The 25,852-nt window shown below is 73.9% G+C and carries 19 protein-coding genes and 1 pseudogene; 10 read left to right on the top strand and 10 right to left on the bottom strand.

Annotation, left to right across the window (positions count from 1 at the left end; genetic code table 11):
* Window positions 1–22: 22 nt before the first annotated feature.
* The gene (locus tag ACFQQJ_RS12085) at window positions 23–943 is read right to left on the bottom strand and encodes a type IV toxin-antitoxin system AbiEi family antitoxin domain-containing protein (protein WP_377106792.1); all 921 of its coding nucleotides are present in this window, start codon (window positions 941–943) and stop codon (window positions 23–25) included.
* Between the two features lie 149 nt (window positions 944–1,092).
* Between ACFQQJ_RS12085 and ACFQQJ_RS12080 the strand changes: the two genes are divergently transcribed.
* The 5 genes from ACFQQJ_RS12080 to ACFQQJ_RS12060 all read left to right on the top strand — a co-directional run bounded on the left by ACFQQJ_RS12080 (window position 1,093) and on the right by ACFQQJ_RS12060 (window position 10,599).
* Complete coding sequence (locus tag ACFQQJ_RS12080) at window positions 1,093–5,817, top strand: ATP-dependent helicase (protein ID WP_377106790.1); 4,725 nt, start codon at window positions 1,093–1,095, stop codon at window positions 5,815–5,817.
* 2 nt (window positions 5,818–5,819) lie between these two features.
* A complete protein-coding gene (locus tag ACFQQJ_RS12075; protein ID WP_377106789.1) occupies window positions 5,820–6,710 on the top strand; it encodes an Fpg/Nei family DNA glycosylase in 891 nt (296 codons plus the stop codon).
* A gap of 152 nt (window positions 6,711–6,862) precedes the next feature.
* Window positions 6,863–9,148, top strand: a complete 2,286-nt coding sequence (locus ACFQQJ_RS12070; RefSeq protein WP_377106787.1) for a bifunctional metallophosphatase/5'-nucleotidase — start codon at window positions 6,863–6,865, stop codon at window positions 9,146–9,148.
* Between the two features lie 141 nt (window positions 9,149–9,289).
* The gene (locus ACFQQJ_RS12065) at window positions 9,290–9,982 is read left to right on the top strand and encodes an ion channel (RefSeq protein ID WP_377106786.1); all 693 of its coding nucleotides are present in this window, start codon (window positions 9,290–9,292) and stop codon (window positions 9,980–9,982) included.
* Window positions 9,979–10,599 (top strand): MBL fold metallo-hydrolase, encoded by a 621-nt coding sequence (locus ACFQQJ_RS12060; protein ID WP_377106784.1) that lies wholly within the window; start codon window positions 9,979–9,981, stop codon window positions 10,597–10,599. Before ACFQQJ_RS12065 ends, ACFQQJ_RS12060 begins: the two co-directional genes overlap by 4 nt.
* Before the next feature lie 43 nt (window positions 10,600–10,642).
* On the opposite strand, the gene efeB is transcribed toward ACFQQJ_RS12060, so the two are convergent.
* The 4 genes from efeB to ACFQQJ_RS12040 all read right to left on the bottom strand — a co-directional run bounded on the left by efeB (window position 10,643) and on the right by ACFQQJ_RS12040 (window position 14,421).
* Entirely contained in the window at window positions 10,643–11,947 is a 1,305-nt protein-coding gene (efeB, locus tag ACFQQJ_RS12055; protein ID WP_377106782.1) for an iron uptake transporter deferrochelatase/peroxidase subunit, read from the bottom strand.
* On the bottom strand, window positions 11,944–13,110 hold the full coding sequence (gene efeO / locus ACFQQJ_RS12050; RefSeq protein ID WP_377106780.1) for an iron uptake system protein EfeO: 1,167 nt from the start codon (window positions 13,108–13,110) through the stop codon (window positions 11,944–11,946). Before efeO ends, efeB begins: the two co-directional genes overlap by 4 nt.
* A gap of 29 nt (window positions 13,111–13,139) precedes the next feature.
* Window positions 13,140–13,997: an iron uptake transporter permease EfeU gene (gene efeU, locus ACFQQJ_RS12045; protein ID WP_377106778.1), complete on the bottom strand. Its 858-nt coding sequence runs from the start codon at window positions 13,995–13,997 to the stop codon at window positions 13,140–13,142.
* A 127-nt stretch (window positions 13,998–14,124) separates the two neighbouring features.
* Entirely contained in the window at window positions 14,125–14,421 is a 297-nt protein-coding gene (locus ACFQQJ_RS12040) for a putative quinol monooxygenase (protein ID WP_377106776.1), read from the bottom strand.
* A 528-nt stretch (window positions 14,422–14,949) separates the two neighbouring features.
* Between ACFQQJ_RS12040 and ACFQQJ_RS12035 the strand changes: the two genes are divergently transcribed.
* From ACFQQJ_RS12035 to ACFQQJ_RS12025, 3 genes are all read left to right on the top strand, one after another.
* A complete protein-coding gene (locus tag ACFQQJ_RS12035) occupies window positions 14,950–16,200 on the top strand; it encodes an MFS transporter (protein WP_377106775.1) in 1,251 nt (416 codons plus the stop codon).
* A 78-nt stretch (window positions 16,201–16,278) separates the two neighbouring features.
* The gene (locus ACFQQJ_RS12030) at window positions 16,279–17,178 is read left to right on the top strand and encodes a phosphotransferase family protein (protein ID WP_377106774.1); all 900 of its coding nucleotides are present in this window, start codon (window positions 16,279–16,281) and stop codon (window positions 17,176–17,178) included.
* Window positions 17,179–17,182: 4 nt separating this feature from the next.
* Window positions 17,183–17,479: a zf-TFIIB domain-containing protein gene (locus ACFQQJ_RS12025; protein ID WP_377106772.1), complete on the top strand. Its 297-nt coding sequence runs from the start codon at window positions 17,183–17,185 to the stop codon at window positions 17,477–17,479.
* Between the two features lie 3 nt (window positions 17,480–17,482).
* Here the strand turns inward: ACFQQJ_RS12025 and ACFQQJ_RS12020 are convergent, their stop codons facing one another.
* The 5 genes and pseudogenes from ACFQQJ_RS12020 to ACFQQJ_RS12000 form a co-directional block, all read right to left on the bottom strand.
* On the bottom strand, window positions 17,483–18,118 hold the full coding sequence (locus ACFQQJ_RS12020; protein WP_377106770.1) for a GNAT family N-acetyltransferase: 636 nt from the start codon (window positions 18,116–18,118) through the stop codon (window positions 17,483–17,485).
* A 19-nt stretch (window positions 18,119–18,137) separates the two neighbouring features.
* Window positions 18,138–20,573: an FtsX-like permease family protein gene (locus ACFQQJ_RS12015; protein WP_377106769.1), complete on the bottom strand. Its 2,436-nt coding sequence runs from the start codon at window positions 20,571–20,573 to the stop codon at window positions 18,138–18,140.
* Window positions 20,573–21,286, bottom strand: a pseudogene (locus ACFQQJ_RS12010) (ABC transporter ATP-binding protein); the annotation flags it as partial. The pseudogene ACFQQJ_RS12010 and the gene ACFQQJ_RS12015, both read right to left, overlap by 1 nt.
* 207 nt (window positions 21,287–21,493) lie before the next feature.
* Window positions 21,494–22,636 (bottom strand): DUF2207 domain-containing protein, encoded by a 1,143-nt coding sequence (locus ACFQQJ_RS12005; protein ID WP_377106767.1) that lies wholly within the window; start codon window positions 22,634–22,636, stop codon window positions 21,494–21,496.
* A complete protein-coding gene (locus ACFQQJ_RS12000) occupies window positions 22,636–23,061 on the bottom strand; it encodes a hypothetical protein (RefSeq protein WP_377106766.1) in 426 nt (141 codons plus the stop codon). Before ACFQQJ_RS12000 ends, ACFQQJ_RS12005 begins: the two co-directional genes overlap by 1 nt.
* Before the next feature lie 90 nt (window positions 23,062–23,151).
* Between ACFQQJ_RS12000 and ACFQQJ_RS11995 the strand changes: the two genes are divergently transcribed.
* Complete coding sequence (locus ACFQQJ_RS11995) at window positions 23,152–24,525, top strand: L-serine ammonia-lyase (RefSeq protein WP_377106764.1); 1,374 nt, start codon at window positions 23,152–23,154, stop codon at window positions 24,523–24,525.
* Window positions 24,526–24,808: 283 nt separating this feature from the next.
* The gene (mgrA, locus tag ACFQQJ_RS11990; protein ID WP_377106763.1) at window positions 24,809–25,849 is read left to right on the top strand and encodes an L-glyceraldehyde 3-phosphate reductase; all 1,041 of its coding nucleotides are present in this window, start codon (window positions 24,809–24,811) and stop codon (window positions 25,847–25,849) included.
* The last annotated feature ends 3 nt before the right edge of the window (window positions 25,850–25,852 follow it).

Genomic DNA, 25,852 nt, shown 5'->3' with positions numbered 1-25,852 from the left:
ACCGTTGTTGACCGAACTCGGTTCACAACGGTGCACGACACCGCGGGCAGCCCGTGGGTGAGCCGGTCCAGCCGCCGTGGCGCAGCGCGGCAGCGACCGTTGTCGCGACCTGACAGGGCGTCGAGGTCACCTGGCGCCATCCGAAGCGCAGCGTGACGAGCCCCAGCAGCCGGTGGTCGTTGTCGCGGTCCATGTCGGCGTAGACGGCGGCCCCGCTGTGGAACGCCCGCCCGTCCAGTTCGACGAGCACCCCGTGCTCCCGGTACCAGGCGTCGCCGCGGTACTGGGGGAGCGGACTCTGCTGACGCACGGCACGAGGGAGTTCGTGGGCGCGCTCGACGTCCCGGGCGTAGCGCCACTCGAGGGGGCTCCGCGACCCGGCCGCGACCTCGCCCACCAGTTCCTGGAGGAGGCGCCGGTGGGGATGGCGGGTGGTTGCCGCGAGCGCAGCCAGGAGTTCCTGCGGTCGCACACCCCGGCGACCGACCGCTTCCGCGACGAGGGCCACGATCGCGTCGGCGCCGAGTTCTGCCGAGAGGTCGACCACCGTCTGCGCGGGGCGGGTGCGTGGGGGCTCGCCCGACCCCGTCCTCTGCGACCGAACCAGCCGCCAGCGCTCGTCCCTCCCTCGCCAGTTCGACGAGTACACGACCACCTGCGCGGGGGGCTCCCTGACCAGCCCGGTGAGATACCCCGCGGCAGCACCGCCCAGCACCGCCGTCGGACCGCCGATCAGCACGCCGGCCCAGGCCTGCTGGAGCCACCCGCCCGCCGCCGTGGAGTAGATCCCGTGGCACACCCGCTCGAAGCGGCCCTCGCCGAGGAGCCGCTGGATCACGCGGTCGCTCACGCCGCTGCCCACGAGCTGCTCACGCGAGATCGCTCCCGCCTGCTGTTGCGCCAGCGCGAGCACCTCCGCAGGCAGGGCGAGACGAGGAATCATGCCCTCACTCTCCGCAGCCCGCAGCCAAAGGCGTCACGTCACCCCCGGCCTGTGGACAACCCGCACCGTTTGCGACCGAAGTCGGTCAAGAACGGTGCACGGCGCCGGACGGGCCCGGTGTCGGATCGCCGTGGCAGAGTGGTCCCACCATGGCGGGGGGCGTGCTGGAGCGGTTCTCCGTGGCCACCAGGGAGTGGTTCCGGAGCAACTTCGCCGCGCCCACCGCGGCCCAGGAGGGCGCGTGGGAGGCGATCTCCTCGGGACGGCACACCCTCGTGGTGGCGCCGACCGGCTCCGGCAAGACGCTGTCTGCCTTCCTCTGGGCGCTGGACCGGCTCGCCACCGAACCGCTCCCGGAGAAGCGGAAACGCTGCCGGGTGCTGTACATCTCACCGCTGAAGGCGCTCGCGGTCGACGTGGAGCGCAACCTCCGCTCGCCCCTGGTCGGCATCGGCCACGCGGCCGCCCGGCTCGGGCTACCCCGCCCCGACGTGCGCGTCGCGGTGCGCTCCGGCGACACCCCTGCCGACGAGCGCCGGTCGTTCGCCCGCGAGCCGGCCGACATCCTGATCACCACCCCCGAGTCGTTGTTCCTGCTGCTCACGTCCTCGGCGCGCGAGGCGCTGCGCGGGATCGGGACGGTGATCGTGGACGAGGTGCACGCGGTCGCCGGTACCAAGCGGGGCGCGCACCTGGCCCTGAGCCTCGAACGCCTGGACGCCCTGCTCGAGCGCCCCGCGCAGCGCATCGGCCTGTCGGCCACCGTCCGGCCGGTCGAGGAGGTGGCCCGGTTCCTGGCCGGCGGACGCGAGGTGGCGCTGGTCACCCCGCCCAGCGAGAAGCGGTGGGACCTGGAGGTGGTGGTCCCGGTGCCCGACCTCGGGGCGATCGGCCAGCCGATGGGCGACCTGTCCGGTCCCGCGGCCGGCGACCCCGAGCGCACGTCGATCTGGCCGCACGTCGAGGAGCGGATCGTCGACCAGGTGGCCGCGCACTCCTCCACGCTGGTGTTCGTCAACTCCCGGCGCCTCGCCGAGCGCCTCACCGCCCGGCTGAACGAGCTGTGGCTGGAGCGCCTGGAGGCCCTCGACGCGCCCTCCGGCGAAGGGGTGGCGGCCCCGCCCCCGCCCGGGCCGCCGGCCGGTCCGCCGGTGAACGGCGGGCGGGCGCCGGCGCAGGTGATGGCCCAGTCTGCGATCGCCCGCGGCGCGCCGCCGGTGCTGGCCCGCGCCCACCACGGCTCGGTGAGCCGTGAACAGCGCCAGCAGACGGAGGAGGACCTGAAGGCCGGACGCCTGCCGGCCGTGGTGGCCACCTCCTCCCTCGAACTGGGCATCGACATGGGCGCGGTCGACCTCGTGGTGCAGGTCGAGGCGCCGCCCTCGGTCGCCTCGGGCCTCCAGCGCGTGGGACGCGCCGGCCACCAGGTGGGAGCAGTCTCGCGCGGGGTGTTCTTCCCCAAGTTCCGGGGTGACCTCGTGCAGACGGCCGTCATCGTCGAGCGGATGCGCAGCGGGGGCATCGAGTCGCTGCGGATCCCGGCCAACCCGCTGGACGTGCTGGCGCAGCAGATCGTCGCCATGGTCGCGATGGACGAGTGGACGGTCGCGGACCTCGAGGCGCTCGTCCGGCGCTCCGCGCCGTTCTCCGGGCTGACCCGACCGGTGCTGGAGTCCGTCCTGGACATGCTCAGCGGACGGTACCCGTCCGACGAGTTCGCCGAGCTGCGACCCCGCCTGGTCTGGGACCGGACGGCCGACACCCTCACCGGCCGTCGCAACGCCCAGCGCCTCGCGGTGACCAGCGGCGGGACGATCCCCGACCGCGGCCTCTACGGGGTGTTCCTCGCCGGGGCCGAGGGCTCGGCGACCGGCGGACGCCGCGTCGGCGAGCTCGACGAGGAGATGGTGTACGAGTCCCGGGTGGGCGACGTGTTTGCCCTCGGCACGTCCACCTGGCGCATCGAGGACATCACCCACGACCGGGTGCTGGTCACGCCCGCCCCGGGGGTGGCCGCGCGGCTGCCCTTCTGGAAGGGCGACTCGCTGGGACGCCCCGCAGAGCTCGGCGCGGCCGTGGGGGCGTTCGTCCGGGAGGTGGCCGCGCTGCCGGCCGCCGGTGCCCGCGAACGGGTGCGCGCGGCGGGCCTGGACGCGTGGGCGGCCGACAACCTGCTCGGCTACCTCGCCGAGCAGTCCGAGGCGATCGGACGCCTGCCGCACGACCGCCAGCTGGTCGTCGAGCGCTTCCGTGACGAGATCGGCGACTGGCGGGTGGTGGTGCACTCCCCCTACGGGGCGCAGGTGCACGCGCCCTGGGCACTCATCGTCGCCGCGCGGCTGCGCGAGCGCTACGGGGTCGACGTCCAGGCCATGCACGCCGACGACGGCCTGGTGTTCCGGCTCCCCGACACCGACTGGCTCGACGAGGACGCCGAGGCGCCGACCCCTGCCGCGCGGTCCCGACGGGCGGCGTCCGGGCCGATGGACGAGCTTCTCGAGCTGGTCTTCCCCGACCCGGACGAGGTCGCCGGACTGGTCACCGAGGAGGTGGGCGGGTCCGCGCTGTTCGCGTCCCGGTTCCGGGAGTGCGCGGGACGGGCGCTGCTGCTGCCCAAGCGGCGCCCCGACCGGAGGCAGGCGCTGTGGCAGCAGCGACTGCGGGCGTCCCAGCTGCTGGAGGTGGCCAGCCAGTACCCCAGCTTCCCCATCGTGCTGGAGGCCGTGCGCGAGTGCGTGAACGACGTGTTCGACGTGCCGGGGCTGGTGGAGCTGCTGCGCGGGGTCCGGTCGCGGGAGGTCGCGACGGTCGCTGTGGAGACGGCCCAGCCGTCGCCGTTCGCCTCGTCGCTGATGTTCGGCTACGTCGCCCAGTTCCTCTACGAGGGCGACTCCCCGCTGGCCGAGCGACGCGCGGCCGCCCTGTCGCTGGACCCCTCGCTGCTCGCAGAACTGCTCGGCACCACCGAGGGCCTGTCGCTGGCGGAACTGCTCGACCCCGAGGCGCTCACCCGCACCGAGCGCGAGCTCCAGCACCTCCACGAGGGACGCCGCGCGCGCGACGCCGACGACCTGAACGACGTGCTGCGCGCGGTGGGCCCGCTGGACACCCCGGGGGCACGGGCCCGCTGCGCCGAGCCCGACCGCGCGGAGGCGTGGCTCGCCGAGCTGGTCCGGCAGCGGCGCGTGCTGGAGCTGCCGGGCGCCCACGGCCCGCGCTGGGCCGTGGTGGAGGACGCCGGACGCCTGCGCGACGCCCTCGGCGTGCCGCTGCCGCAGGGGGTGCCGGAGGCGTTGCTGGCGCCCGTCCCCGACCCCCTCGGCGACCTGCTGGCCCGCTACGCGCGCACCCACGCGGTGTTCACCGCGGGGGAGGCGGCGACCTGGCTCGAGCTCGGGATCGCCGTCACCAGGGACGTCCTGCGCCGGCTCACCTCCTCCGGCCGCCTGGTGGAGGGCGACCTGCGTCCCGTGGGCTGGACGCCGCCGGACGCGGGCGGGCCCGGCGCGACGGTCCCGTCCGGACGCCCCGACGAACCCACCCAGTTCTGCGACGCGGGTGTGCTGCGGCTGCTGCGCCGACGCTCCCTCGCCGCGCTGCGCGAGGCGGTCGAACCGGTCGCGGCCCTCGACTTCGCGCGCTTCCTGCCCTCCTGGCAGGGGGTGGGCGAGGGGCGTGGGGTGGACGGTGTCCTGCGCGCGGCGGAACAGCTCAGCGGGGTCCCCGTGCCGGCCAGCGCCCTGGAGTCGCTGATCCTGCCGGCCCGCGTCCGCGACTACGCGCCGGCGATGCTGGACGAGCTGACCGCAGCGGGAGAGGTGCTCTGGCAGGGTCACGGGTCGCTGGCGGGCACCGACGGGTGGGTCTCGCTGCACACCGCCGACCTGGCCCCCCTCACGCTCACACCGCCGGACCCGCTCACCGAGGGCCTCAGCGCCTCCGTACTGGACACGATCGGCGGCGGCGGCTACTTCTTCCGCGCCCTGGCCGACCAGCTCGGGGTGCCCGACCCGGAACTCGTCGACGCCCTGTGGGGCCTGGTGTGGAGCGGGCACCTCGCGAACGACACCCTCGCTCCCCTGCGTGCGCTGCTGGGTCAGGGACGCCCGGCACACCGCGCCCGGCAGGCCACGCCGGCGCGCGGCCGCTACGGCCGCAGCCTTCCCCGCGCCCCCCTGCCCCGGCGCACAGGGCCGCCCGAGGCGGCGGGCCGCTGGTCAGCACTGCCGCTGCCCGAGGCCGACGCCACCGCCCGCGCGGTCGCCCGGGCGGAGCTGCTCCTCGACCGCTACGGGGTGGTCACCCGCGGCAGCGTCGGTGCCGAGGAGATCCCGGGCGGCTTCGCCGCGGTCTACCGCGTGCTGGCCACGGCAGAGGAGTCCGGGCGGGTCCGCCGCGGCTACTTCGTCGAAGGCCTCGGCGCAGCGCAGTTCGGTGCCGCCGGCGCGGTCGACCGGCTGCGCGCGGCGTCCCGTCCCCTCGAAACGGGCGCGTCGGGCGGCCCCGCCCTGGTGCTCGCCGCCGCCGACCCGGCCAACCCGTACGGCGCCGCGCTCGTCTGGCCGGCCAGGGCGGAGGGCGGCGGGCACCTCCCGGGCCGCAAGGCCGGCGCCCTGGTGGTGCTGGTGGACGGTCGCCTGGTGCTCTACGTCGAGCGCGGCGGCCGCACGCTGCTCTCCTGGACCGACGACGACGCCCTGCTGACCCCGGCCGCGGTCGCGCTGGCCGGAGCCGTCCACGCCGGTGCGCTCGGCAAGCTCACCGTCGAGCGGGTGGACGGGGAGTCCGTGCTCGGCTCCGACCAGCCGCTCGCCCGGGCCCTCGCCACCGCCGGCTTCGGGCTCACCCCGCGCGGCCTGAGGCTGCGGAGGTAGCCGTGCCCGAGGGCGACACGGTCTTCCGCACCTGCGCGCGCCTGCACGAGGCGCTGGCGGGACGGGTGCTGCGCACGGCAGAACTCCGCTGGCCCGGCCTGTCGACCGCCACGCTGACGGGCTCTGCGGTCTCGGAGGTCGTCCCCCGCGGCAAGCACATCCTGATCCACCTGGACTCCGGCTGGACGCTGCACTCGCACCTGAAGATGGAGGGCCAGTGGCGGATCGAGCGGACGCCGCCCGACGGCCACCACCACGACCACCGGCGCGGCGCGACCGCGCACCCGGCCGACGCGCGGGCCGTCCTGGTGACCGACGCGTGGACGGCGGTCGGGCTGCGGCTGGGCCGCCTCGACCTCGTCCGCACCACGGACGAGCACACGCTGGTGGGTCACCTCGGGCCGGACATCCTCGACCCCGCCTTCGACGAGGCTGTCGCCGTGGCGAACCTCGCGGCGAGCGACACGGCGATCGGCGCCGCCCTGCTCGACCAGCGCAACCTCGCCGGCATCGGCACCCTGTGGGCGAGCGAGAGCCTGTTCCTCGAGCGGACGAACCCGTGGTCGAGCGGCCTCCCGCCCGCGCAGCTGTCCCGCGTCGTCGCCCGGGCCCGCCGGCTGATGACCGCGGCGCTGCCGCACGCCGTCCAGGCCTCGACCGGTGTCCGGCGCGACGGCGAGAACACCTACGTCCACGCCCGCTCGGGGCGGCCCTGCCGCCGCTGCGGTACGACCATCCGGGTGGCCCCGATCGGTCCGCCGACCCGGGAGCGGACGATGTTCTACTGCCCCGCCTGCCAGGGTGGGCTGGCCCCCACCGACGACGGCGCGCCCGTCGCCCCGCTCGGCGCCTCACCCGGCAGCAGGGGGCGCCGCCCCCGCGAGCGCCGCTGACGGGCCCGGTCGCGCGTCCGCGGGAGGACGATCGACATCGACCATCCATTGCCCATTCACCTCGGGCACTCCCGTCGATTACGTTGGCTCCTTAGGCTCCGGTCGCGCCGCCACACTCCCGGATCTGTCGAAGTGAACCGACAAGGAGAAGCATGACCACAGACACGTCAAGAGCCGGACGGCTCCTGCTCGCCACCATCCTGGGCGCAGGCCTCACGCTCGCACCGCTCGCCGCACCACCCGCCGCGGCAGCCGACACCGTCACCATCAACCTGCTGAACTTCAACGACTTCCACGGCCGGATCGCCGCGAACACCACCGTGCAGTTCGCCGGCACGATCGAGAAGTCCCGGGCCCAGTACGGCGAGGACAACACGATCCTGCTGTCGGCCGGCGACAACATCGGGGCCTCGCTGTTCGCCTCCGCCACCCAGAACGACCAGCCCACGATCGACGTGCTGAACGCGCTCGACCTGAAGGCCGCCGCCGTCGGCAACCACGAGTTCGACAAGGGCTGGGCGGACCTGCGCGACCGCGTGATCGGCAGCGGCGCCGGCCGGAACGCGGCCTGGGACTACCTGGGCGCCAACGTCTACACCTCAGGGACGACCACCCCGGTGCTGCCCGAGTACGCGATCTACACCGTCGACGGCATCACCGTCGGCGTGATCGGTGCGGTCACCGGCGAAACCCCGTCCCTCGTCTCCCCGGTGGGCATCCAGGGGCTCACCTTCGGTGACCCGGTCGAGGCCGTCAACCGGGTGGCCGCCCGGCTGAGCGACGGCAACGCCGCCAACGGCGAGGCCCAGGTGATCGTTGCCGAGTACCACGAGGGTTCCTCGCTGAACGCGCCCCCGGCCACCCTCGACGAGGCTGTCGCCGCCGGTGGCGCCTTCGCCGACATCGTGGAGGACACCTCGCCGGCCGTCGACGTGATCTTCAACGGCCACACCCACACCAGCTACGCGCTGTCGGCGCCGGTCGCCGGCGGCGGCACCCGTCCCGTGGTCCAGGCCGCCTCCTACAGCGACAAGGTCGGGCAGGTGCTGCTGGACGTCGACCCCGCCACCGGTGAGGTCGTCGACCACAGCCAGTCGCTGATCACCCGCACGACGGACGCCCCCGGCGACCTCGTGGCCGCCTACCCGCGGGTCGCAGAGGTCAACACGATCGTCACCGCGGCGCTCGCCCACGCGGCGAAGGTCGGCGACACGCCGATCGCGAAGGTCACGCGGGACATCACCACCGCCTTCAGCGGTGGCGCCTACACCAACGGCGTCTACACCGGCGGCAGCCGCGACGACCGCTCCAAGGAGTCCACTCTGGGCAACCTGGTCGCCAACGCCCTGCTCAAGACGCTGAAGTCGAAGACCGTCGGAGGCGCCCAGATCGGCGTGGTGAACCCCGGTGGCCTGCGCGCGGAACTCACCTACGCGCCGAGCGGCGCGGAGAAGAAGGGCGTGGTCACCTACGCCGAGGCGAACTCCGTCCTCCCGTTCGTGAACAACCTGTGGACCACCACGCTCACCGGGGCGCAGCTGAAGTCCGTCCTCGAGGAGCAGTGGCAGCCGGACGGCGCGCAGCGCCCGTACCTCCAGCTGGGGCTGTCGGCCAACGTCCGCTACACCTACGACGCGTCCGCCGACCGGGGCTCGCGCATCACCGGGATCTGGGTCAACGGCAAGCGGGTGACGGACACCGCGACCTTCCGGGTGGGCGGGTTCAGCTTCCTGCTGGCCGGCGGTGACAACTTCAAGACCTTCGCCAAGGGCACCGACACCCGGGACTCCGGGCTCGTCGACTACCAGGCGTGGATCGACTACCTGAAGAAGCAGTCGCCGGTGAAGCCGTCCTTCGCCAAGCACGCCGTGCAGGTGCAGGCCGCGCCGACCGCAACGGTGGGCCAGGAGTACCCGATCTCGATCTCGAACCTCAACCTCACCTCGCTCGGCTCGCCGCAGAACACGAGCCTGAAGATCACCGTGGGCGGGAGGACCGTGGCGAACCACGTCGCGGTCACCGACGGCGCCGCCGACGTCACGATCACGCTGCCCAACCGCGGCGCCGTCGTGATCGAGGCGCGTCCATCCGGCACGAAGGTGACGGTGCCGGTGACGATCCAGAAGGCCACCGTCACGGCGTTCGGCAAGAACGAGTCCCGGCAGGTCCGCAAGGGCACGCCGGTCACGTTCCGCGTGCAGACCGCCCCGCTGGGGGCCGGCGTCTGGGTGACCGGGACGGTGAAGGTCTACATCGGCTCCCGCGTCGTCGCGAAGACGACCCTGCACCGGTGGAACTTCGGCACCAAGCGCATCACGCTCACCAAGTCCGACCTGCGCCGCTACGGACGCGGGACGGTCGTGGCCACGGCGAAGCTCGTCTCCTCGAGCAACGCCGAGCCCGCCGACCTCAAGGTGCTCACCCTGACGATCACCTGACCGGCCTCGGGACGGCCCCCGTCCGCCCGGCCCGCCGAGGGCCCGGTGGACGGGGGTCGTCCGCCTCCCCATGCCCGACGGGCGGACGGGAGACCGCCGGCCTCCCCGGCCGGCGCGCGTCCGCACGAATAGGGTGAGGGCATGGAGAGCATGCGCCGGACGTGGGCGGTGGTGCGCGCGAACCCGTCCGCGACCCTGCTCGTCGCGCAACTGCTCGGCATCCTGCTCTACGCGCTCGTCGACGACAGCCCGTCCGACTCGCTCGGCCGCCTCCTGCTCACCCTGTTCGGGATGGTCGTCGTCGTGCTCGCGCTCGGGGTCGTCCGCGCCACCCCCACCTACACCTGGCTGGGCGTGCTGATCGGCCTCCCCGCCGTCGCCCTCACCGTCGTCGACTGGGCCACCGGCGACCCGGCGTGGCACCTCGCGTCCGACCTCGTGCACGTGGCGTTCTACGGCTACACGCTCATCGGCCTGCTGCGCTACATGTTCGCCGACGAGGTGGTGACACCCGACGAGATCTGGGCGATCGGCGCCACCTTCACCGTCGCGGTGTGGCTGTGGGCGTACGCCTACTCCGCCGTCCAGACGATCGCTCCCGGCTCGTTCCTCGCCGCCGTCGACCCGGACGCCCCGCGCACCTGGCTGGAACTGCTGTTCCTGTCCACCACGACCATGACCAGCACCGGGTTGTCGGACGTGGTGCCGGTGCGGCCCGTGGCGCGGGCGGTCGTGATGGTGCAGCAGATCGCGGGCATGCTGTACCTGGCGGTCGCGGTGTCCCGCATCGTGGGGCTCACGCTCGGACGCCGCCGCGCGCAGGAGGAATCATGAAGCAACTGACCGCGTCGGTGTTCTGGCTCGAGACGGCGGTCGGGGCGCGCTGCTACTGGCTGGACGCCGGCGAACGGGTGGCCATCATCGACCCCGGCATGAAGGCCGGCCTCAACCGCGTCGCACGCGAACTGCGGGAGGCCGGGCGCTCACCCTACGAGGTGACCGACATCCTGCTCACCCACTACGACATCGACCACACCGGCGCGGCGGCGGAATGGCAGCGCCGCACGGGGGCGCGCGCCTGGATCGGGGCCGCGGACGCGGCGATCCTCACCGGCGCCGTGCCCGCGACGACCCCGCTCCGGCAGGTCACCTCGCGCATCGGCCGCGCGGAACTTCCGGGCAACCTGCGGCTGCTGGACGGTGACGCGGAACTGTGGCCGGGGCTCTCGGCGCTGCACACGCCCGGCCACACCCCGGGTCATCACGCCTTCCGCGCCGGGCGGGTGCTGTTCGCCGGCGACGCGGCCGTGCTGGCCAAGGGACGCCTGGAGTCGCCACCCGCGCTGCTGATGACCAGCCCGGGGCAGGCACTGGCCGACCTGGCCCGGCTGCGGACCCTCGACGTCGACTGGTACTGCTGCGGGCACTCCGACCCGGGCACGCGTCGCTGAGCCCCTCGCGGACGTTCGGTTGGCCGGCGTCAGCTGAACAGCGTCAGCTGAACAGGGCCTGACCGACGAACTCGCCCTCGCGGACGCCCCCGGGCACGGCCCACAGGCCGGAGCCGATGTGCTGGAGGTACTCGCTGAGCAGGTCGGAGGACGCCATCGCGGCCTGCATCGGGATGTAGTGCGTCCGGGGATCGGTCACGTACGCCATGAAGAACAGCCCGGCGGCGAGGCGGCCGAGGCTCGTGCTGCCGTCCACGTAGTTGTAGCCGCGGCGCAGCATCCGGACGCCGTCGTTGTGCTCGGGGTGGGCCAGCGCCAGGTGCGAGTGCGCGTCCACCAGCGGCGTGCCGCCGCGTCCCGGACGGGAGAAGTCCGCGGCGGTGAACTCGTCCCCGCCCGACAGTGGCGCTCCTTCGGCCTTGGTCCGCCCGACGATCCGCTCCTGCTCGCGCAGGCTGCTGCGGTCCCACGTCTCGATGTGCATGGCGATCTTGCGCACCACGAGGTAGCTGCCGCCGTCCAGCCAGGACGTCCGGGCATCGCCCGACGGCGCCGTCCACACGTGGGCGTCGAGGTCGTCGGTGTCCTCCGCGCGCAGGCTGGCCGTGCCGTCCTTGAACCCGAAGAGGTTGCGCGGGGTGGCCTGGTCGCGCGCAGTGGACGAGGTGCGGCCGAAGCCGAGCTGCGACCACCGTACGGCCGCCCTCCCGAAGGCGATCCGGGTGAGGTTGCGGATCGCGTGCACCGCCACCTGGGGGTCGTTCGAGCACGCCTGGACGCACAGGTCGCCATCGCTGCCGGCGGGGTCGAGCTTGTCCCCCGGGAAGTGGGGCAGCCGGGCCAGCGCCACGGGGCGCCGGTCGGCGAGCCCGAAGCGGTCGGCGCCCCCGGCGTCGCGGAACAGCGTGGGCCCGAAGCCGATCGTGATCGTGAGGTTTGCCGGGTCGAGCCCGACGGCCTCGCCGGTGTCGTCCGGCGGCGCGTCGTAGGGACCGCTGAGGGGGCCCGCCGGACCGGCCCCCAGGCCCTGGGTCATCCGGGCCGCGGCCCGCGTCCAGTCGCGCAGGAGGCCCACCACGTCGTCCCTCGTTGCCGACGGCAGCAGGTCGAAGGCGGCGAAGTGCAGCCGGTCCTGGGCCGCGGTGGTGATGCCGGCCTGGTGGGCGCCGTGGAACGGGACGGTGCTCCACTGCGGCGCGGATGCGGCCGCCGCCGGCGCGGACGCCGCCATCGCCCCGGCCCCGGCGACGGCCAGGGCCCCACCGGCGGCGGCGGACCCGATCAGCCCGCGCCGGGACAGCCCGCCGCGGCTCGCTGCGGCGTCCGGGGCGTCCTCCCGCCGGGTCATGACAGCACGGCTCCGGCGAGCTTCGACAGCGGCTCGGACAACGCGTTCACGGCGTCCGACAGCTGCTTGACCTGGGCGGGGGAGAGCGTGTCGTAGGTGACGAAGCCGTCCCCGGAGCGGTGCTGGTCGAGCAGCGCCTGGAGCTCACCGAAGCGGGTCTCGATCTGGCCGTCGAGGGTCGGGTCCTTGCGGGTGAGGAGGTCGCGGAGGCCCTCCCACGCCACGCGGGCGCCGTCCACGTTCGCCTGGAAGTCCCACAGGTCGGTGCGCGACCAGTACTCCTCCTCCCCGGTCACCTTGCCGGTGGCCACCTCGTCGAGGAGGCCCTTCGCGCCGTTGGCGATCACGTCCACGGTGATGGTGAGGTCACGGGTGCGCTCGTGGAGCACCTCGGTGTTCGCGAGGAGGTCGTCGCCGTAGGTGGCGCGCTGCGCGGCCGTCAGCGGGGTGTACCCCTTCGCCCGCGCGGGCCACAGGTCCTTCTCGATCCGGTGCCAGCCGGTCCACTCCTGGCCCTCCTCGAGGTCGGCCTCCCGGGCGTCCATCTTGGGGTCGAGGTCGCCGAAGGACTCCGCGACGGTCTCGACCCGCTCCCAGTGCACGCGGGTGGACGCGTAGAGGGCCCGCGCCTCGTCGTCCCTGCCTGCGGCGTAGGCGGCGACGAACTCGCGGGTGCCGGCGAGCAGCTGGTCGACCTGGTCGCGCACGTAGCCGGCGTAGGCGGCGTTCGCCGCCTCGACGAGCGCCGCGTCGTCGCCGGTCGGGCCGACCGGCTCGCCCGACTCGGTGACGCGGAAGGCCGCCCGGATGCCCTCCCCCACCATGCCGGGCTTGCAGGCGGAGATGTAGTCGCCGGCCGGCGCGCTGAGCACCAGGTCGCGGGTGAGGCCCGGGCCGATGTTCTCGACCTCTGCGACGATCCGCAGGCCGTCCGCCGCGAGCAGGTAGAACTCGTTGACCTGGGTGCCGGTGTTGGTCACCGAGAACGTCAGCGTGCCCGACGGCGCGGTCGTGGCGCTGAGCGTGCAGGCGGTGTCGGAGGCCTGGACGGTGAGCGTGCGGGCCCCGTCCCCACCGGCGGAGGATCCCGCGGAGGGGGCGTTGTCGGTGCATCCGGCCGCCATCAGGGCAGGGACGACCAGGGCGAGGGCGCGGTACTTCATGGTGCCTTTCGGGTAAGGAACGGGTCCGGTCAGGCGGACGCGACGACGGACTCGGCTGCCGGCGCCGGGGCCGGTGCCTTGGTGCGGACCTTGCGCAGGAACAGCGTCCCGACGATGCCCACATAGGTGACCCAGACGACCACCTCGAGCACGGTGGCCGCGGGAGAGAAGTTGAAGATCCCCTTGAGGATCGTGCCCAGCAGGCCGCCGGGCGGCACCGCAGCGGAGACGTCGTAGGCCAGGTTGTTCAGCCCGGGCAGGAAGCCGGCCTCCTGGAGGTCGTGGACCCCGTAGGCGAGCACGCCGGCCGCGACCAGGATCAGGAAGCCGCCCGTGATCGCGAAGAAGCGTCCGAGGTTGATGCGGACCGCGCCGGCATAGAGCGCGTAGCCCAGCGCGATCGCGACGAGCAGTCCGGCGAGCGCGCCGAGCAGCGGGCCGGCGGTCGTCCCGCCCTCGGCGGCGGCAGACTTGGTGGCCGCCCACACGAACAGCGCGGTCTCCAGGCCTTCGCGCCCGACGGCCAGGGCCGCGATCAGCGGCAGCGACCACGCCGAGCCCTCCGCTGCGTCCACCTGACGGCGCAGGTCGGAGGCGATGGTGCGGGCTGCCCCGGCCATCCAGAAGATCATCCAGGTGACCAGCCCCACCGCCGCGATCGACAGCGTCCCGCCGATGAACTCCTGGGCGCTGAAGCTCAGGCCCTTCGGACCGAAGGTGAGCAGCGCCCCGAACAGGAGCGAGATGGCCACGGCGAGGCCGACGCCGGCCCAGACCTTGGGCAGCAGGTGACGGCGTCCGGTCTTCACGAGGTAGGCGATGAGGATGCTGACGACCAGGCTCGCCTCGAGCCCCTCGCGCAACCCGATCAGGAAGTTGCCCAGCACGTCCGTCTCCTCGATGTTAGGTGAGCCTCACCTAACTATCTTCCGGGAACGCCCTATTTCGCAACTCCGAGCTTGACTATTTCAGATCGTGGGCCGCCGGCGCCAGCGACCGCTCCGGCCGCGTCCCTCAGCCCGGGTAGTCGACGTCCGCGAAGCGCTGGGACGTGCGCGGTTCGGCCATCATCGGGGCCACGGTGTCGCGCCAGGTGGCGTAGTGCGCGGTCTCCTTGTGGGCCGCCGCCGCGGCGTCGTCGCGGTACGCCTCGACGAGCGCGAACCGCGTCGGGTCGTCCAGCGACTGCACCACGTCGAAGCGGACGACGCCCGGTTCGAGTCGGGACGCGTGCGCATTGGCCCGGGTGGCGTCGATGAACGCCTCCACCGCCTCGGGCAGGACATGGACGGACACGTGCACGATCAGCATGGCTCCATCGAACCGCCGCGCGGGTGTCGCGTCCACCCCCACCGGGGATCACGCGTCGAGCGACCGCCGCCCGCCCGAGGGCCAGCGTCCCGGTTGGACGGCCAGCCCCCGGTTCGACGGCCAGCCCCCGTCCTCGAAGGCCAGCCCCCGTCCTCGAGGGCCAGACCCCGTCCTCGAGGGCCAGCCTTCACGTCGAGGGCCAGCACCAGGGGACGAGCCCTCGGCCAGAAGGCTGGCCCTCACTCACGGGGACGCACCGCGGGAGCGGCGTGGAGCACGGTCCCGGTGCGCGGGCCCGGGCGGACGCCTCGCCACCGTCCCCCACCCCACCCGACGAGGGCCAGCCTTGACGCCGAGCGCCAGCACCAGGGGACGAGCCCTCGGCCACAAGGCTGGCCCCTACCTCGGAAGGCTGGCCCTCGAACCGGGGGGACGCGCCCCGGTCGCAGCGTGCTTCGGCGCGAGTTGCGCGACACGGACGGGCGGTGCGATCATCGAAGGCTGCCCACTGCCCGCCAGGAACTCCTCATGCCCGCCTCGCTCCAGACCAGAGAACTGCTCGCCGACCCGCCCTTCATGGTGCTGCTGGCCGCGCGCACGGTCTCGATGCTCGGCATGGCGTTCGCCCCCGTCGCCCTCGCGTTCGGCGTGCTCGCGATGCCCGGCGCCGACGCCGGAACCCTCTCGATCGTCCTCGCGGCCCAGACCATCCCGCTCGTCGCGTTCATGCTGGTCGGCGGCGTGATCGCCGATCGCTACCCCCGCGCGCTCGTCCTGCGCTGGGGGCAGATCGTGGCCGCGGCCGCGTGGGCGTCCATCGGGATCATGATGCTCAGCGGCCACACCCCGCTGTGGCTGCTGTGCCTGGCCGCGGCGTTCGCCGGCCTCGCCGGCGCGACCGTCTACCCGGCGCTCAGCGGGATCATCCCCGACCTCGTGCCGCCCCACCTGCTCCAGCAGGGGAACGCGTGGCTCTCGATGGGGGCCAGCGCCGCCCGGTTCGTGGGCCTGGTGGCCAGCGGAGCGGTCGTCGTGTGGCTCGGCGGCGGCTGGGCGATGGTCGGCGCCGGCACGCTCTACCTCGTCTCCGCCGTGCTGTCGGGGTTCCTGCCCCGCGGAGGGTCGCTCGCCCAGCCCGAGGAGAACCCCCTTCGCCAGCTGAGGGACGGCTGGAGCGAGTTCCGCAGCCGGCAGTGGCTGTTCGTGTGCGTCATCCAGTGGGCCGTCCTGCTGATGGTGCTCCAGGCGTCCCAGGGAGTGCTCGGCCCGGTCGTGGCGCAGGCGGAGCTCGGCGGGGCCCGCGGCTGGACGGCCGTCCTCGCCAGCGAGGCTGTCGGCGCGATCGTCGGCGTCGTGATCGCGATGGTGTGGCGCCCGCGCCGGCCGATCCTCGTCGCCACCCTGCTCACGTTCACCGCGGCGGCACCCCAGTTGCTGCTGGGGTTCAGTGCCCCGCTGTGGGTGGTGATGGTCGCGATGTTCCTCATGGGCGTCGGGTTCGACCTGTTCGGGGTCCTGTGGATGACCACCATGCAGCACGAGGTCCCCGCCGAGTCGCTGTCGCGCGTCGCGTCCTACGACGCCCTCGGCTCGCTGATGCTGGGGCCCCTCGGCCTGCTGCTGGCCGGCCCCGCGGCCGCCGTGTTCGGCCCGCACGTCGCGCTCATCGGAACCGGGGTGGTGAGCATCGTGACCACCCTGTTCGCGCTGTCCTTCGCCGACGTCCGCCGGCTGCGCTCGCGCACCCACGTCGCCGCGGAGGTCGCCGAGGCCGCCTGACCCGCGGCGAGGCGGCCCGGGCGGTAGGCTCGGCCGGGCCGCACCGGGAGTGTCGCAGGACGGAGGACGCCGACAGCCATGCCGACGCTCCCCACCGACCTCGAGGCCTGGGTCCGCGGCATCGCGGCCACGCAGGACCCGCGCGTCGTCGAGAGCACCCCGGTCGTCCCGCTGGTCACCCGCGGCCTGCCCACCCGTCCGCTGGCGCCGGAACACTCCCAGGTGTTCATCTGCGCGGGCGTGATCGTGAAGCTGCACGGCGCGGGCACGCACCCGGGACGGCTCGCGCTGCGCCTGCGCGGCATCGGCGCCCCGGACATGGACAGGCTCTGGATCCAGCCGCTGCGCTACGCGGCGATCCCGGCGCCAGGGGACCGCCTGGCCACCATCTGGCCGCGGGTCACCGTGCTGTCGACGATCGACCGTCCGCCCTGGCTCGAGATCGGCCAGCTGCTCGCCCGGCTGCACCGGATGCCCCAGACGGACGAGCTCCCCCGCCTGGGCGGGCACTCGCGGCTCGCCAGGGGCGTCGCCTACCTCCGCCAGAGCGGACGCGCAGACCTCGCCTGGCTCGCCGACCTCGGCGACAGCCTCGCCGCGCGCCTGGAGACGCCGCGCCAGGTGACCCTCGCCCACGGCGACTTCCACCTCGGCCAGCTCGGCCACACCCCGCTGCGCCGCAGCTGGAAACTGCTGGACGTCGACGACTTCGGCGTCGGCGACCCTGCCTGGGACCTCGCCCGGCCGGCCGGCTTCTGGGCCGCAGGGCTGCTCGACGACGACGCGTGGATGACCTTCCTGGACGCCTACCGCGAGGCCGGCGGGCCCGCCGTCCCGCCGGACGGCGACCCGTGGCCGACCCTGGACCTGCCGTCGCGGGCCGCCGTGGTGGTGGCCACCATCCAGGCGCTGCGGACGCCGCACAGCGACGGCACAGCCGAAGAACTGCTGGCGGCTTGCCGGCGCATGCACTCTTGAGGGCATGACCCAACCGATGGACCCGCAACGCTACGAGCCCTACGGTGGGGCCGGCGCGATGACCTGCCCCAAGTGCGGCGCTTCGATGCGCACCTACGAGCGCAACGGCATCCACCTCGAACAGTGCACCGGCTGCCGGGGCGTGTTCCTCGACTTCGGCGAGCTCGAGCACCTCACCCAGCTGGAGAGCCGCTTCGCCGCCCAGCCGCCTCCGCAGCCCGGCTACGGGCCGTCCTGGGGCACGCACGGTGGGCACCGCTACCGTCGCGGCGGACTGTCCGGGCTGTTCTTCTCCAGCTGAGGATCACCGCGCCGGCAGGCGCGCGAGCAGGCCGTCGCGGACGCGTGGCCAGTCGTCGGCCACCACGCTGAACACCACAGTGTCGCGGAAGCTGCCGTCCTCTCGGCGCGTGTGGCGCCGCAGCACGCCCTCGCGCTGCGCGCCGAGCCGTTCGATGGCGGCCGCCGAGCGGGTGTTCAGCGCGTCGGTCTGGAGCTTCACCCGGCCGAAGCCGAGGTCCTCGAAGCAGTACCGCAGCAACAGGTACTTGGCCTCGGGGTTCACCACTCCTCCCCAGACGCGGGGGTGGTAGAGGGTCCAGCCCAGGTGCAGCCGCTCGTGGGCGAGGAGGGCCTCGCCGAGGGACGTGGTCCCCACCACCTCACCGGCGTCCCCGAGCGCGGAGGTCCCGGCCAGCCGGACGGCGTACGCGACGCGCCCGCGCCCGTCCCCGTCGGGGGCCGGCGGGTCGAGGTACAACCGTCGGGCGAGTTCGAGCGCGGCGGCCGGGCCCTGGGGACGTCCCCACATCACGAACCCGGACGCGTAGACGGCAGGCTCGGCGAGGATCCGGGCCAGTGCCGGCAGGTCGTCCGCCACCACGGGGGCGAGGTGGACGAATCGTCCCCGCAGTGCCGTGCCGGACGGGAGGAGGGTCATGGCCGTCATGCTAGGCCGTTCAGATGTCGGCCAGCGCCTCCGTGGGTGCCGCGGTCGCTGCCCGCCGTCCGGGCAGGACGGACGCCAGCGCCGCGGCCAGCACCGCCACCCCGACCATGCCCGCCGTCGTCGGCACGTCGACGGCGAAGCGCACCGTGTCGAACCCGCCGCTGCGGCCGAGGGCCGTCACCGCGAGCCAGCCGAACCCTGCGCCCGCCACGACACCGACGACGATCCCGACGACGGCGACCTGCAGCGCCTCGATCAGCAGCATGACCCGCAGCGAGCGGGCCTGGAGCCCGAGCGCGCGCAGCAGCGCCGACTCCCGCGTGCGCTCCATCACCGACAGGCTGAGGGTGTTGCTCACGCCGATCAGGGCGATCAGCACGGCCACGGCAAGGAGCCCGGTGGTGATCGCGAGGAGCAGGTCCATCACCTGCTCGTACAGTGCCGCCTCGACCACCGACCCGCTGAGCCGGTCGCCGGAGCCGACGATCCGGTTCACCGCGACCATGACGTCGACGGCCCGTCCGCGGTCGGGGACCGACAGCCACATCACCGCACCCGCCATCGGCGCCGAGAGCCGCGAGAGGGTCGCCGCGCTGACCATGGCCTGCTCGTAGCCGGTCAGCTGGGAGGCCACCACGGTGAGCTCTACCGGGCCGGTGGGGCCCTTCACGGTGACGGTGGCCGGCAGGTCCTCGGCGAGGTAGGGGCTCACCAGCACGCGGTCGTCGCCGACCCGGTCGTCGACCCCGGTCACGTCCGGGATCCGCGCGTCCCAGCCCAGCAGGGTGAGCGGGTGCTCGCCCACCGAGCCGGTGGCCGCGGCCAGGCGCACGCTCCCTTCCACGCCGGGGACGCGGTCCAGCCGGGCGGCCACGTCGTGCGGGATCGCGCCGACGCCGCCGTCCGCGTCGCCCCAGGAGACCTGGAGGTCCACCGGGTAGTGCTGCGCGAGCTGATCGAGGACGGTCAGCCGGACGCTCGCCGTCGCGACCTGCAGGGTGACCATCAGCCCCACCGCCAGCATCAGGGCCGTGGCCGTCGCGGTCGCCCGCCGCGGGTTCCGCTCGGCGTTGCCCGCAGCCAGCCGCGGCACCGTCCCCGTCCGGCGGAAGAGGCGCCCGGACGCGGACAGCAGCGACGGGACGAAGAGGGGACCGCCGAAGAGCACGCCGACCGAGATCAGCGCCCCCGCGCCGATGGCGATGAGCAGCGCGTTGGGGTTGGGCGCGGCCACCGACAGCGCGGCCAGCCCGAGGCCGGCCAGGAGGAGCAGGCCGCACACCACCGCCCGTGCCACGGACGCCCGCCGCCGCTCCTCACCGGTGAGCACCGGCTGGAGCGCCTCCAGCGGCGCCACCCGCGCGCCCCGCAGGATCGGCACGGACGCCGCCACGACGGTGGCCAGGATGCCGAGTCCCACCGCGAGGGCGAGCTGCCCCGCCGGCAGGCTGAGCCCCCAGAACAGGGCCGTGCTCCAGGCGGTCTCCGCGACGGCGATCCCGATGCCGAGGCCGAGGCCGAGCACGGAACCGGCGACGCCCAGCAGCACCGCCTCGAACCCGAACCGGCGGCGCACCTGGCCACCGGAGGCCCCGACGGCCCGCAGCAGCCCGATCTGGCGGCGACGCTGCGCGAGCGTGATCGAGAACGTGTTCGCGATCGTGATCATGCCGACCACCAGCGACACCACGGCGAAGGCCCACAGCACGTTGGCGAACACGTCGAAGTCCTTGGCGAGCTTCGCCACCGCCTCGGCGCGGACGCCGGCGGCCGGCTTCGCGGAGAGTGCGGGGGAGAGCGTCTTCAGCGCACCGTCGAGGCGCCCGGACAGGGTGTCCGCGTCCACCCCCTGGGCGGCCCGGACCACCCAGGTGGACGCCGTCTCCGCCGTCGCGCCGGCCTGCGCGAAGCGCGCGTCCGCGGCGTAGCCGGTCTTGACGAACAGCCCGCTCGGCTCGTCGGTGATGCCCACCACCCTCACCGTCTGGTCGCGGCCCTCGAGGGTGAGCGGCCCACCGACCACGACGCCGAGTGCGCCCGCAGCACCACCGCTGAGGGCGACCTCGTCTGCGGCCGTCGGCCAGCGCCCTGCGGTGAGGTTCGCCCAGCGCAGTTCCGCGGGTGGGACGTTCACCAGTTGCAGGGCCTGCGAGACCACGCCGGAGCTCACGACCTCCGACTCGCTGAGCACGGGGGCGAACGCGGCCACGCCCGCGGTGGCGGCGATCACGTCGCCGACGCCGGCCACCGCGGTGTCCCGGGGGACGCTGACCACGACGTCGGCCACGGCCATCGACACGTTCATGGCCTTGCCCTGGGCCCGTCCCTCGGTGGCGACGAGGACGGCGGATCCGCTGAGGAACGCCACCGAGATCGCGATCGCGAGGATCGTGGAGAGGAACCGGCCCGGGTGGTGGCGCACCTCCGACCATGCCTGGCGCAGCATCAGGACCCCAGCCGCTTCATCGCGGCCAGCACCGTGTCGGCCGTCGGCGCGACGAGGTCGTCGACGATCCGGCCGTCGCTGAGCAACAGCGTGCGGTCGGCGTACGCCGCGGCGTTCGGGTCGTGGGTGACCATCACGATCGTCTGCGCATACGCCTGGCTGGTGTGGCGCAGGTATTCCAGCAACTGGTGGCTGGACGTGGAGTCGAGGGCGCCGGTCGGCTCGTCGGCGAACACGACGGCGGGACGCGAGATCAGCGCCCGGGCGATGGCCACGCGCTGCTGCTGGCCCCCGGAGAGCTGGGACGGCAGGTGCCGCAGGCGGCGCTCGAGCCCCAGGGACGAGACCAGCTCGGCCAGCAGGCCGGCGTCGGGACGGCGTCCGGCGAGGTCGAGCGGCAGCACGATGTTCTGCTCCGCCGTGAGGGTGGGCAGCAGGTTGAACGCCTGGAAGACGAAGCCGACGTGGTCGCGGCGCACCGCGGTCAGCTCGCGCTCGGTGAGGCGGGTGATCGTCCTCCCGCCCAGCTCGACATCGCCCGAGGTCGGCCGGTCGAGCCCGGCCAGGCAGTGCATGAGGGTGGACTTGCCGGAGCCGGACGGTCCCATGATGGCGGTGAACGAGCCGCGTTCGAAGCCGACGGTCACGCCGTCGAGGGCGTGCACGGCGGCCTCACCCGCGCCGTAGGTCTTGGTCAGGTCGGTCGCCGCGGCAATCTGGTCGGGCAGGGTCGGAGCAGAGATGGTCACGGTGCCACGCTAGGAACCGGACGGGGCCCCGCGCGTCCTCCCTGTCGGCGGACCGGGTCGTCCGCGGGGACGATCCGCGCAGCACCGCGAGGAGGACGTCGGGCTCTGGCCGGCCCCGTCCTCGCCGCCGCGGGCCCGACGTCGACCGCCGCGCCCTCGACGCCCGCGTCCCTAGTCGCCGAAGTCGAACCCGCCGCCGTCGCCGAAGCCGCCGCCGTCGCCCCACCCGTCGAAGCCGCCCCAGCCGGAGCCGTCCCCGCCGTCGGCGACGGACGCGTCCGCTGCGTCCAGGGCGGCGCCGTCGAAGCCGTCGAGACCGCCGAAGTCACCGGCCAGGCTGTCGAACAGCCCGCCGTCGAGCAGGTCGAGCAGCAGGACGGTGGTCAGCACATCGTCCACCGCCAGCCAGCCGAAGGCGGGCAGGCCGGCGAGCGCGTCGGGATCGGCGCGCAGCGCGTCCGCGAAGACCTGGCGCCAGTGGTCGACGACGCCGAACACCATCGCCCACGGCAGGTAGCGGCTGAACCGGTCGATGCCGGCCTCGAAGCGGAGCTGGTCGGCCTCCGCCGTGGCGAGGTACTGCCGGAAGCCGAGCGCCTGCGTGCGTGCGGCGGACCCCTCCGCCGTGAGCGGGCGGCCCTGTCGACGAGGTGCGAACAGCAGCAGCGCGCCGGCGGCAACGGTGGCGAGTCCGGCGACCGGGCCGCCGGTCACCCAGAGCCAGCCACCGAGCAGCACCACGACCGCGCCCGCCGGGCGCACCATCGCCGGCCAGCCCCGCTCGCGGAACCAGCCGCGCCGCTCGACGTCGGCCTCCAGCACGGCCATGGCCGCGCCGAGCCGGTGGTCGGCGCGCACCCGCGCCAGGGTGGTCCGGGGGCCGTCGGCGAAGACCGCGTCCAGCACGGCCCGCTCGGTGGCACCCAGCGGCTCGTCCGGCGCGGGCTCGACGCGGTGGAGTTCCCAGTCCGACGGCGGAGTGGGGCCCGCGGGCGTGGCCGCACCCGGCACGGGGTGCAGCACCAGCCAGCCCCTCGTGGCGAGGTCGATCAGGGTGGCCGAGAGCTCGACCGGGTCGTACCGGGAGTCCACGACGACGCCGGCCTCGGCCGGGCGCAGGCCCGCTGGCGGCTCGAAGCGCACCGCGACCGGCGGTCCCGCGCCCTCCAACGGCCGCCGCTCGACCTCCTGCCCCGGGGCCGGCAGCAGTCCCGGGGTCAGCCCGGCGAACACCTCGTCCCGGTCGGCCCGGCGCGCGGCGACGAGCACGCCGACCGCAGCCCCGACCATCACCAGGGCGATCAGGATCTCCATCAGTTCCCCGTTCCCCCGCCGGACTCCCCCGGCGGCCCGTAGAGCTCTTCGATCGGCGCGACGGGGACGTCCGCAGCGGCAGCGAGCGTCGCGTCCGTCGTCACCAGGCGATCGGCCTGGAGCCTCGCCACGGCCAGGTACTCGGCCGGGCCGGGGTCGTCCCAGCCGTGGTCGCGGGCGATCGTCCACGCCACCGCGCGGGAGACCCGGTCACCCAGCAGGCGGATCCGCAACGAGGCGAGCCGGTCCAGCAGCACCCGGGCCACGGCGTCGTCCAGTTCGCCGGAGCGCACCATCGCGTAGAGCCTCACCATGACGTCGGAGCGCAGCCGGGACGGGCCCACCAACTGGTGGTCCTCGGGGGCCCGGGCGCCGTCGCCCACCAGGCGCAGCGCGGTGCCGGCATCGATCGCGTAGCGGGTCATGCACCCATTGTGGCCGGTGCGCGCGGGAGGCCCGGGACGGGTGCTCCGGGGCTGCGGGCGCCGGCGCCGGACGGGGACTAGGGTCGGAGCATGGCGCTGAGCGTCTTCGATCTGTTCCGGGTCGGCATCGGACCGTCCTCCTCGCACACCGTCGGGCCGATGAAGGCCGCGCGGCGGTTCGTGGCCGCCCTCGCCGACGGCGGGCACCTCGAGCGGGTCGGCTCGGTGCGGGTGGAGCTCTTCGGCTCACTCGGGGCCACCGGGCACGGCCACGGTAGCGTGGCGGCGGTCGTCCTCGGGCTGATGGGCGAGGACCCGGAGACGGTCGACCCGCCGTCCGTCCGCCCGCTCGTGGACGCGGTCCGCGACACCCGGTTCCTCACCCTCGCCGGCGGCCCCACGATCGCCTTCGACCCCGAAGAGGATCTGGTGCTCCACCGGCGCCGCACGCTGCCCGTCCACTCCAACGGGATGCTGTTCACCGCGCGCGACGCCGCGGGCGCCGAGCTGGCGCAGCGGACCTACTACTCGGTGGGCGGCGGGTTCGTGCTCGACGAGTCCGAGACCGGTCCGGGCCGGATCGTCGCCGACGCGACGGCGCTGCCCTACCGGTTCCGGAGCGGGGAGGAACTCCTCGCGCACTGCGCGGCGACAGGTTTCTCGGTGGCGCGGCTGATGCGCGAGAACGAGCGGTCCTGGCGCACGGACGCGGAGATCGACGCCGGCCTGCTGCACGTGTGGGACGTGATGCAGGAGTGCATCCACCACGGCATGACCACCGAGGGGGTGCTGCCCGGCGGGCTGAAGGTGCGACGGCGGGCGCCCGAGCTGCTGCACCGCCTCCAGGTGGAGACCGACACCGGCGACCCGCTACGCGGCATGGACTGGATCACCCTCTACGCCCTGGCGGTGAACGAGGAGAACGCGGCCGGGGGGCGCGTGGTGACCGCACCGACCAACGGTGCGGCCGGCGTAGTACCGGCTCTGCTGATGTACTACCGCCGCTTCGTGCACGGGGCGAGCGACGAGGGGGTCGTCCGCTTCCTGCTCACCGCCGGCGCCATCGGCGTCGTGATCAAGGAGCTCGCGTCGATCAGTGGCGCCGAGGTCGGCTGCCAGGGAGAGATCGGGGCCGCCTGCTCCATGGCCGCCGGCGGCATGGCGTCCGTCCTGGGCGGGACGCCGGGTCAGGTCGAGAACGCCGCGGAGATCGGCATGGAGCACAACCTCGGACTCACCTGCGACCCGGTGGGCGGGCTCGTCCAGATCCCGTGCATCGAGCGGAACGCGATCGCGGCGGTGAAGGCGGTCACCGCCGCCCGGACGGCACTGCGCGGCGACGGCCGTCACATCGTCAGCCTCGACTCGGTGCTGAAGACGATGCGCCAGACCGGCGCCGACATGAGCGTGAAGTACAAGGAGACCGCCCGCGGCGGCCTCGCCCTCAACGTCATCGAGTGCTGAGGCGCCCCCGTCCACCCGGCCCCCCGTCTCCCATCAAGACGCCCACCGAGGGCCAGCCTCCCCCACGGGCCACCGCCCCACACGGGCACCCGCCCCCCGCGAGGGCCAGCCCCCACGCGCGAGGGCCAGCGTTGACGCCGAGGGCCAGCACCGGCGTCGTGGCCCTCGGCCACAAGGCTGGCCCTCGAGGAGGAGGGAAGGGACGGCGCACCGGCGCGAACGAGCGGACGCAACGCGCCTCCCGGAGGCCTAGGATCAGGGAGGACCAAGAAAGGCCAGATCAATGCCGATCCTCGACACCTACCGTCCCGATCCCGAGCGCTACGACGGGCGCATGCCGTACCGCCAGGTCGGCCGCAGCGGCCTCAGGCTGCCGGCCATCTCGCTGGGCCTGTGGCACAACTTCGGCGACGACGTCCCGTTCGCCACGCAGCGCGCGACCCTGCGAAGGGCGTTCGAGCTCGGCGTCACACACTTCGACCTGGCCAACAACTACGGCCCGCCCTACGGCGCCGCGGAGACGAACTTCGGCCGCCACTTCCGCGAGGACTTCCGTCCCTACCGCGACGAGCTGATCATCTCCACCAAGGCAGGCTGGGACATGTGGCCCGGCCCGTACGGCGACCTCGGGTCCCGCAAGTACCTGCTGGCATCCCTCGACCAGTCGCTGGAGCGGATGGGCCTCGACTACGTGGACCTCTTCTACCACCACCACTACGACCCCAGCACGCCGCTGGAGGAGACCATGCTGGCGCTGGACACCGCCGTCCGGTCCGGGCGGGCGCTGTACGTCGGCATCTCCTCCTACTCCGGGGCACGGACGCGGGAGGCGGTCGCCATCGCCCGCGACCTGGGGACGCCACTCGTGATCCACCAGCCCTCCTACTCGATGCTCAACCGCTGGATCGAGGGTGACCTGCTGGACGCGCTCGACGAGACCGGGCTGGGGTGCATCGCGTTCTCGCCGCTCGCCCAGGGCATGCTCACCGACAAGTACCTCGACGGCATCCCGGAGGGCTCCCGGGCCGCACAGAACAAGTCCTTCTCGACGCACTGGCTCAACGAGGTGAACCTCGCCCACATCCGGGCGCTGAACGAGTTCGCCAAGGGCCGCGGACAGACGCTCGCGCAACTGGCCATCGCCTGGGTGCTGCGGGACAAGCGCGTCAGCTCCGCGCTGATCGGCGCCTCCAGCGTCGCCCAGCTCGAGAACAGCCTGGACGCGCTCCGCGGCCTGGCGTTCAGCAAGAAGGAGCTGGCCGAGATCGACGGCTACGCCACCGACGGCGGCATCAACCTGTGGGAGGGCCCGAGCCGGGCCTGACGG

Source organism: Propionicimonas sp. T2.31MG-18 (genome assembly GCF_964266745.1).
Classification (GTDB): domain Bacteria; phylum Actinomycetota; class Actinomycetes; order Propionibacteriales; family Propionibacteriaceae; genus Propionicimonas.
This window is presented reverse-complemented; position numbering and strand designations above follow the sequence as displayed.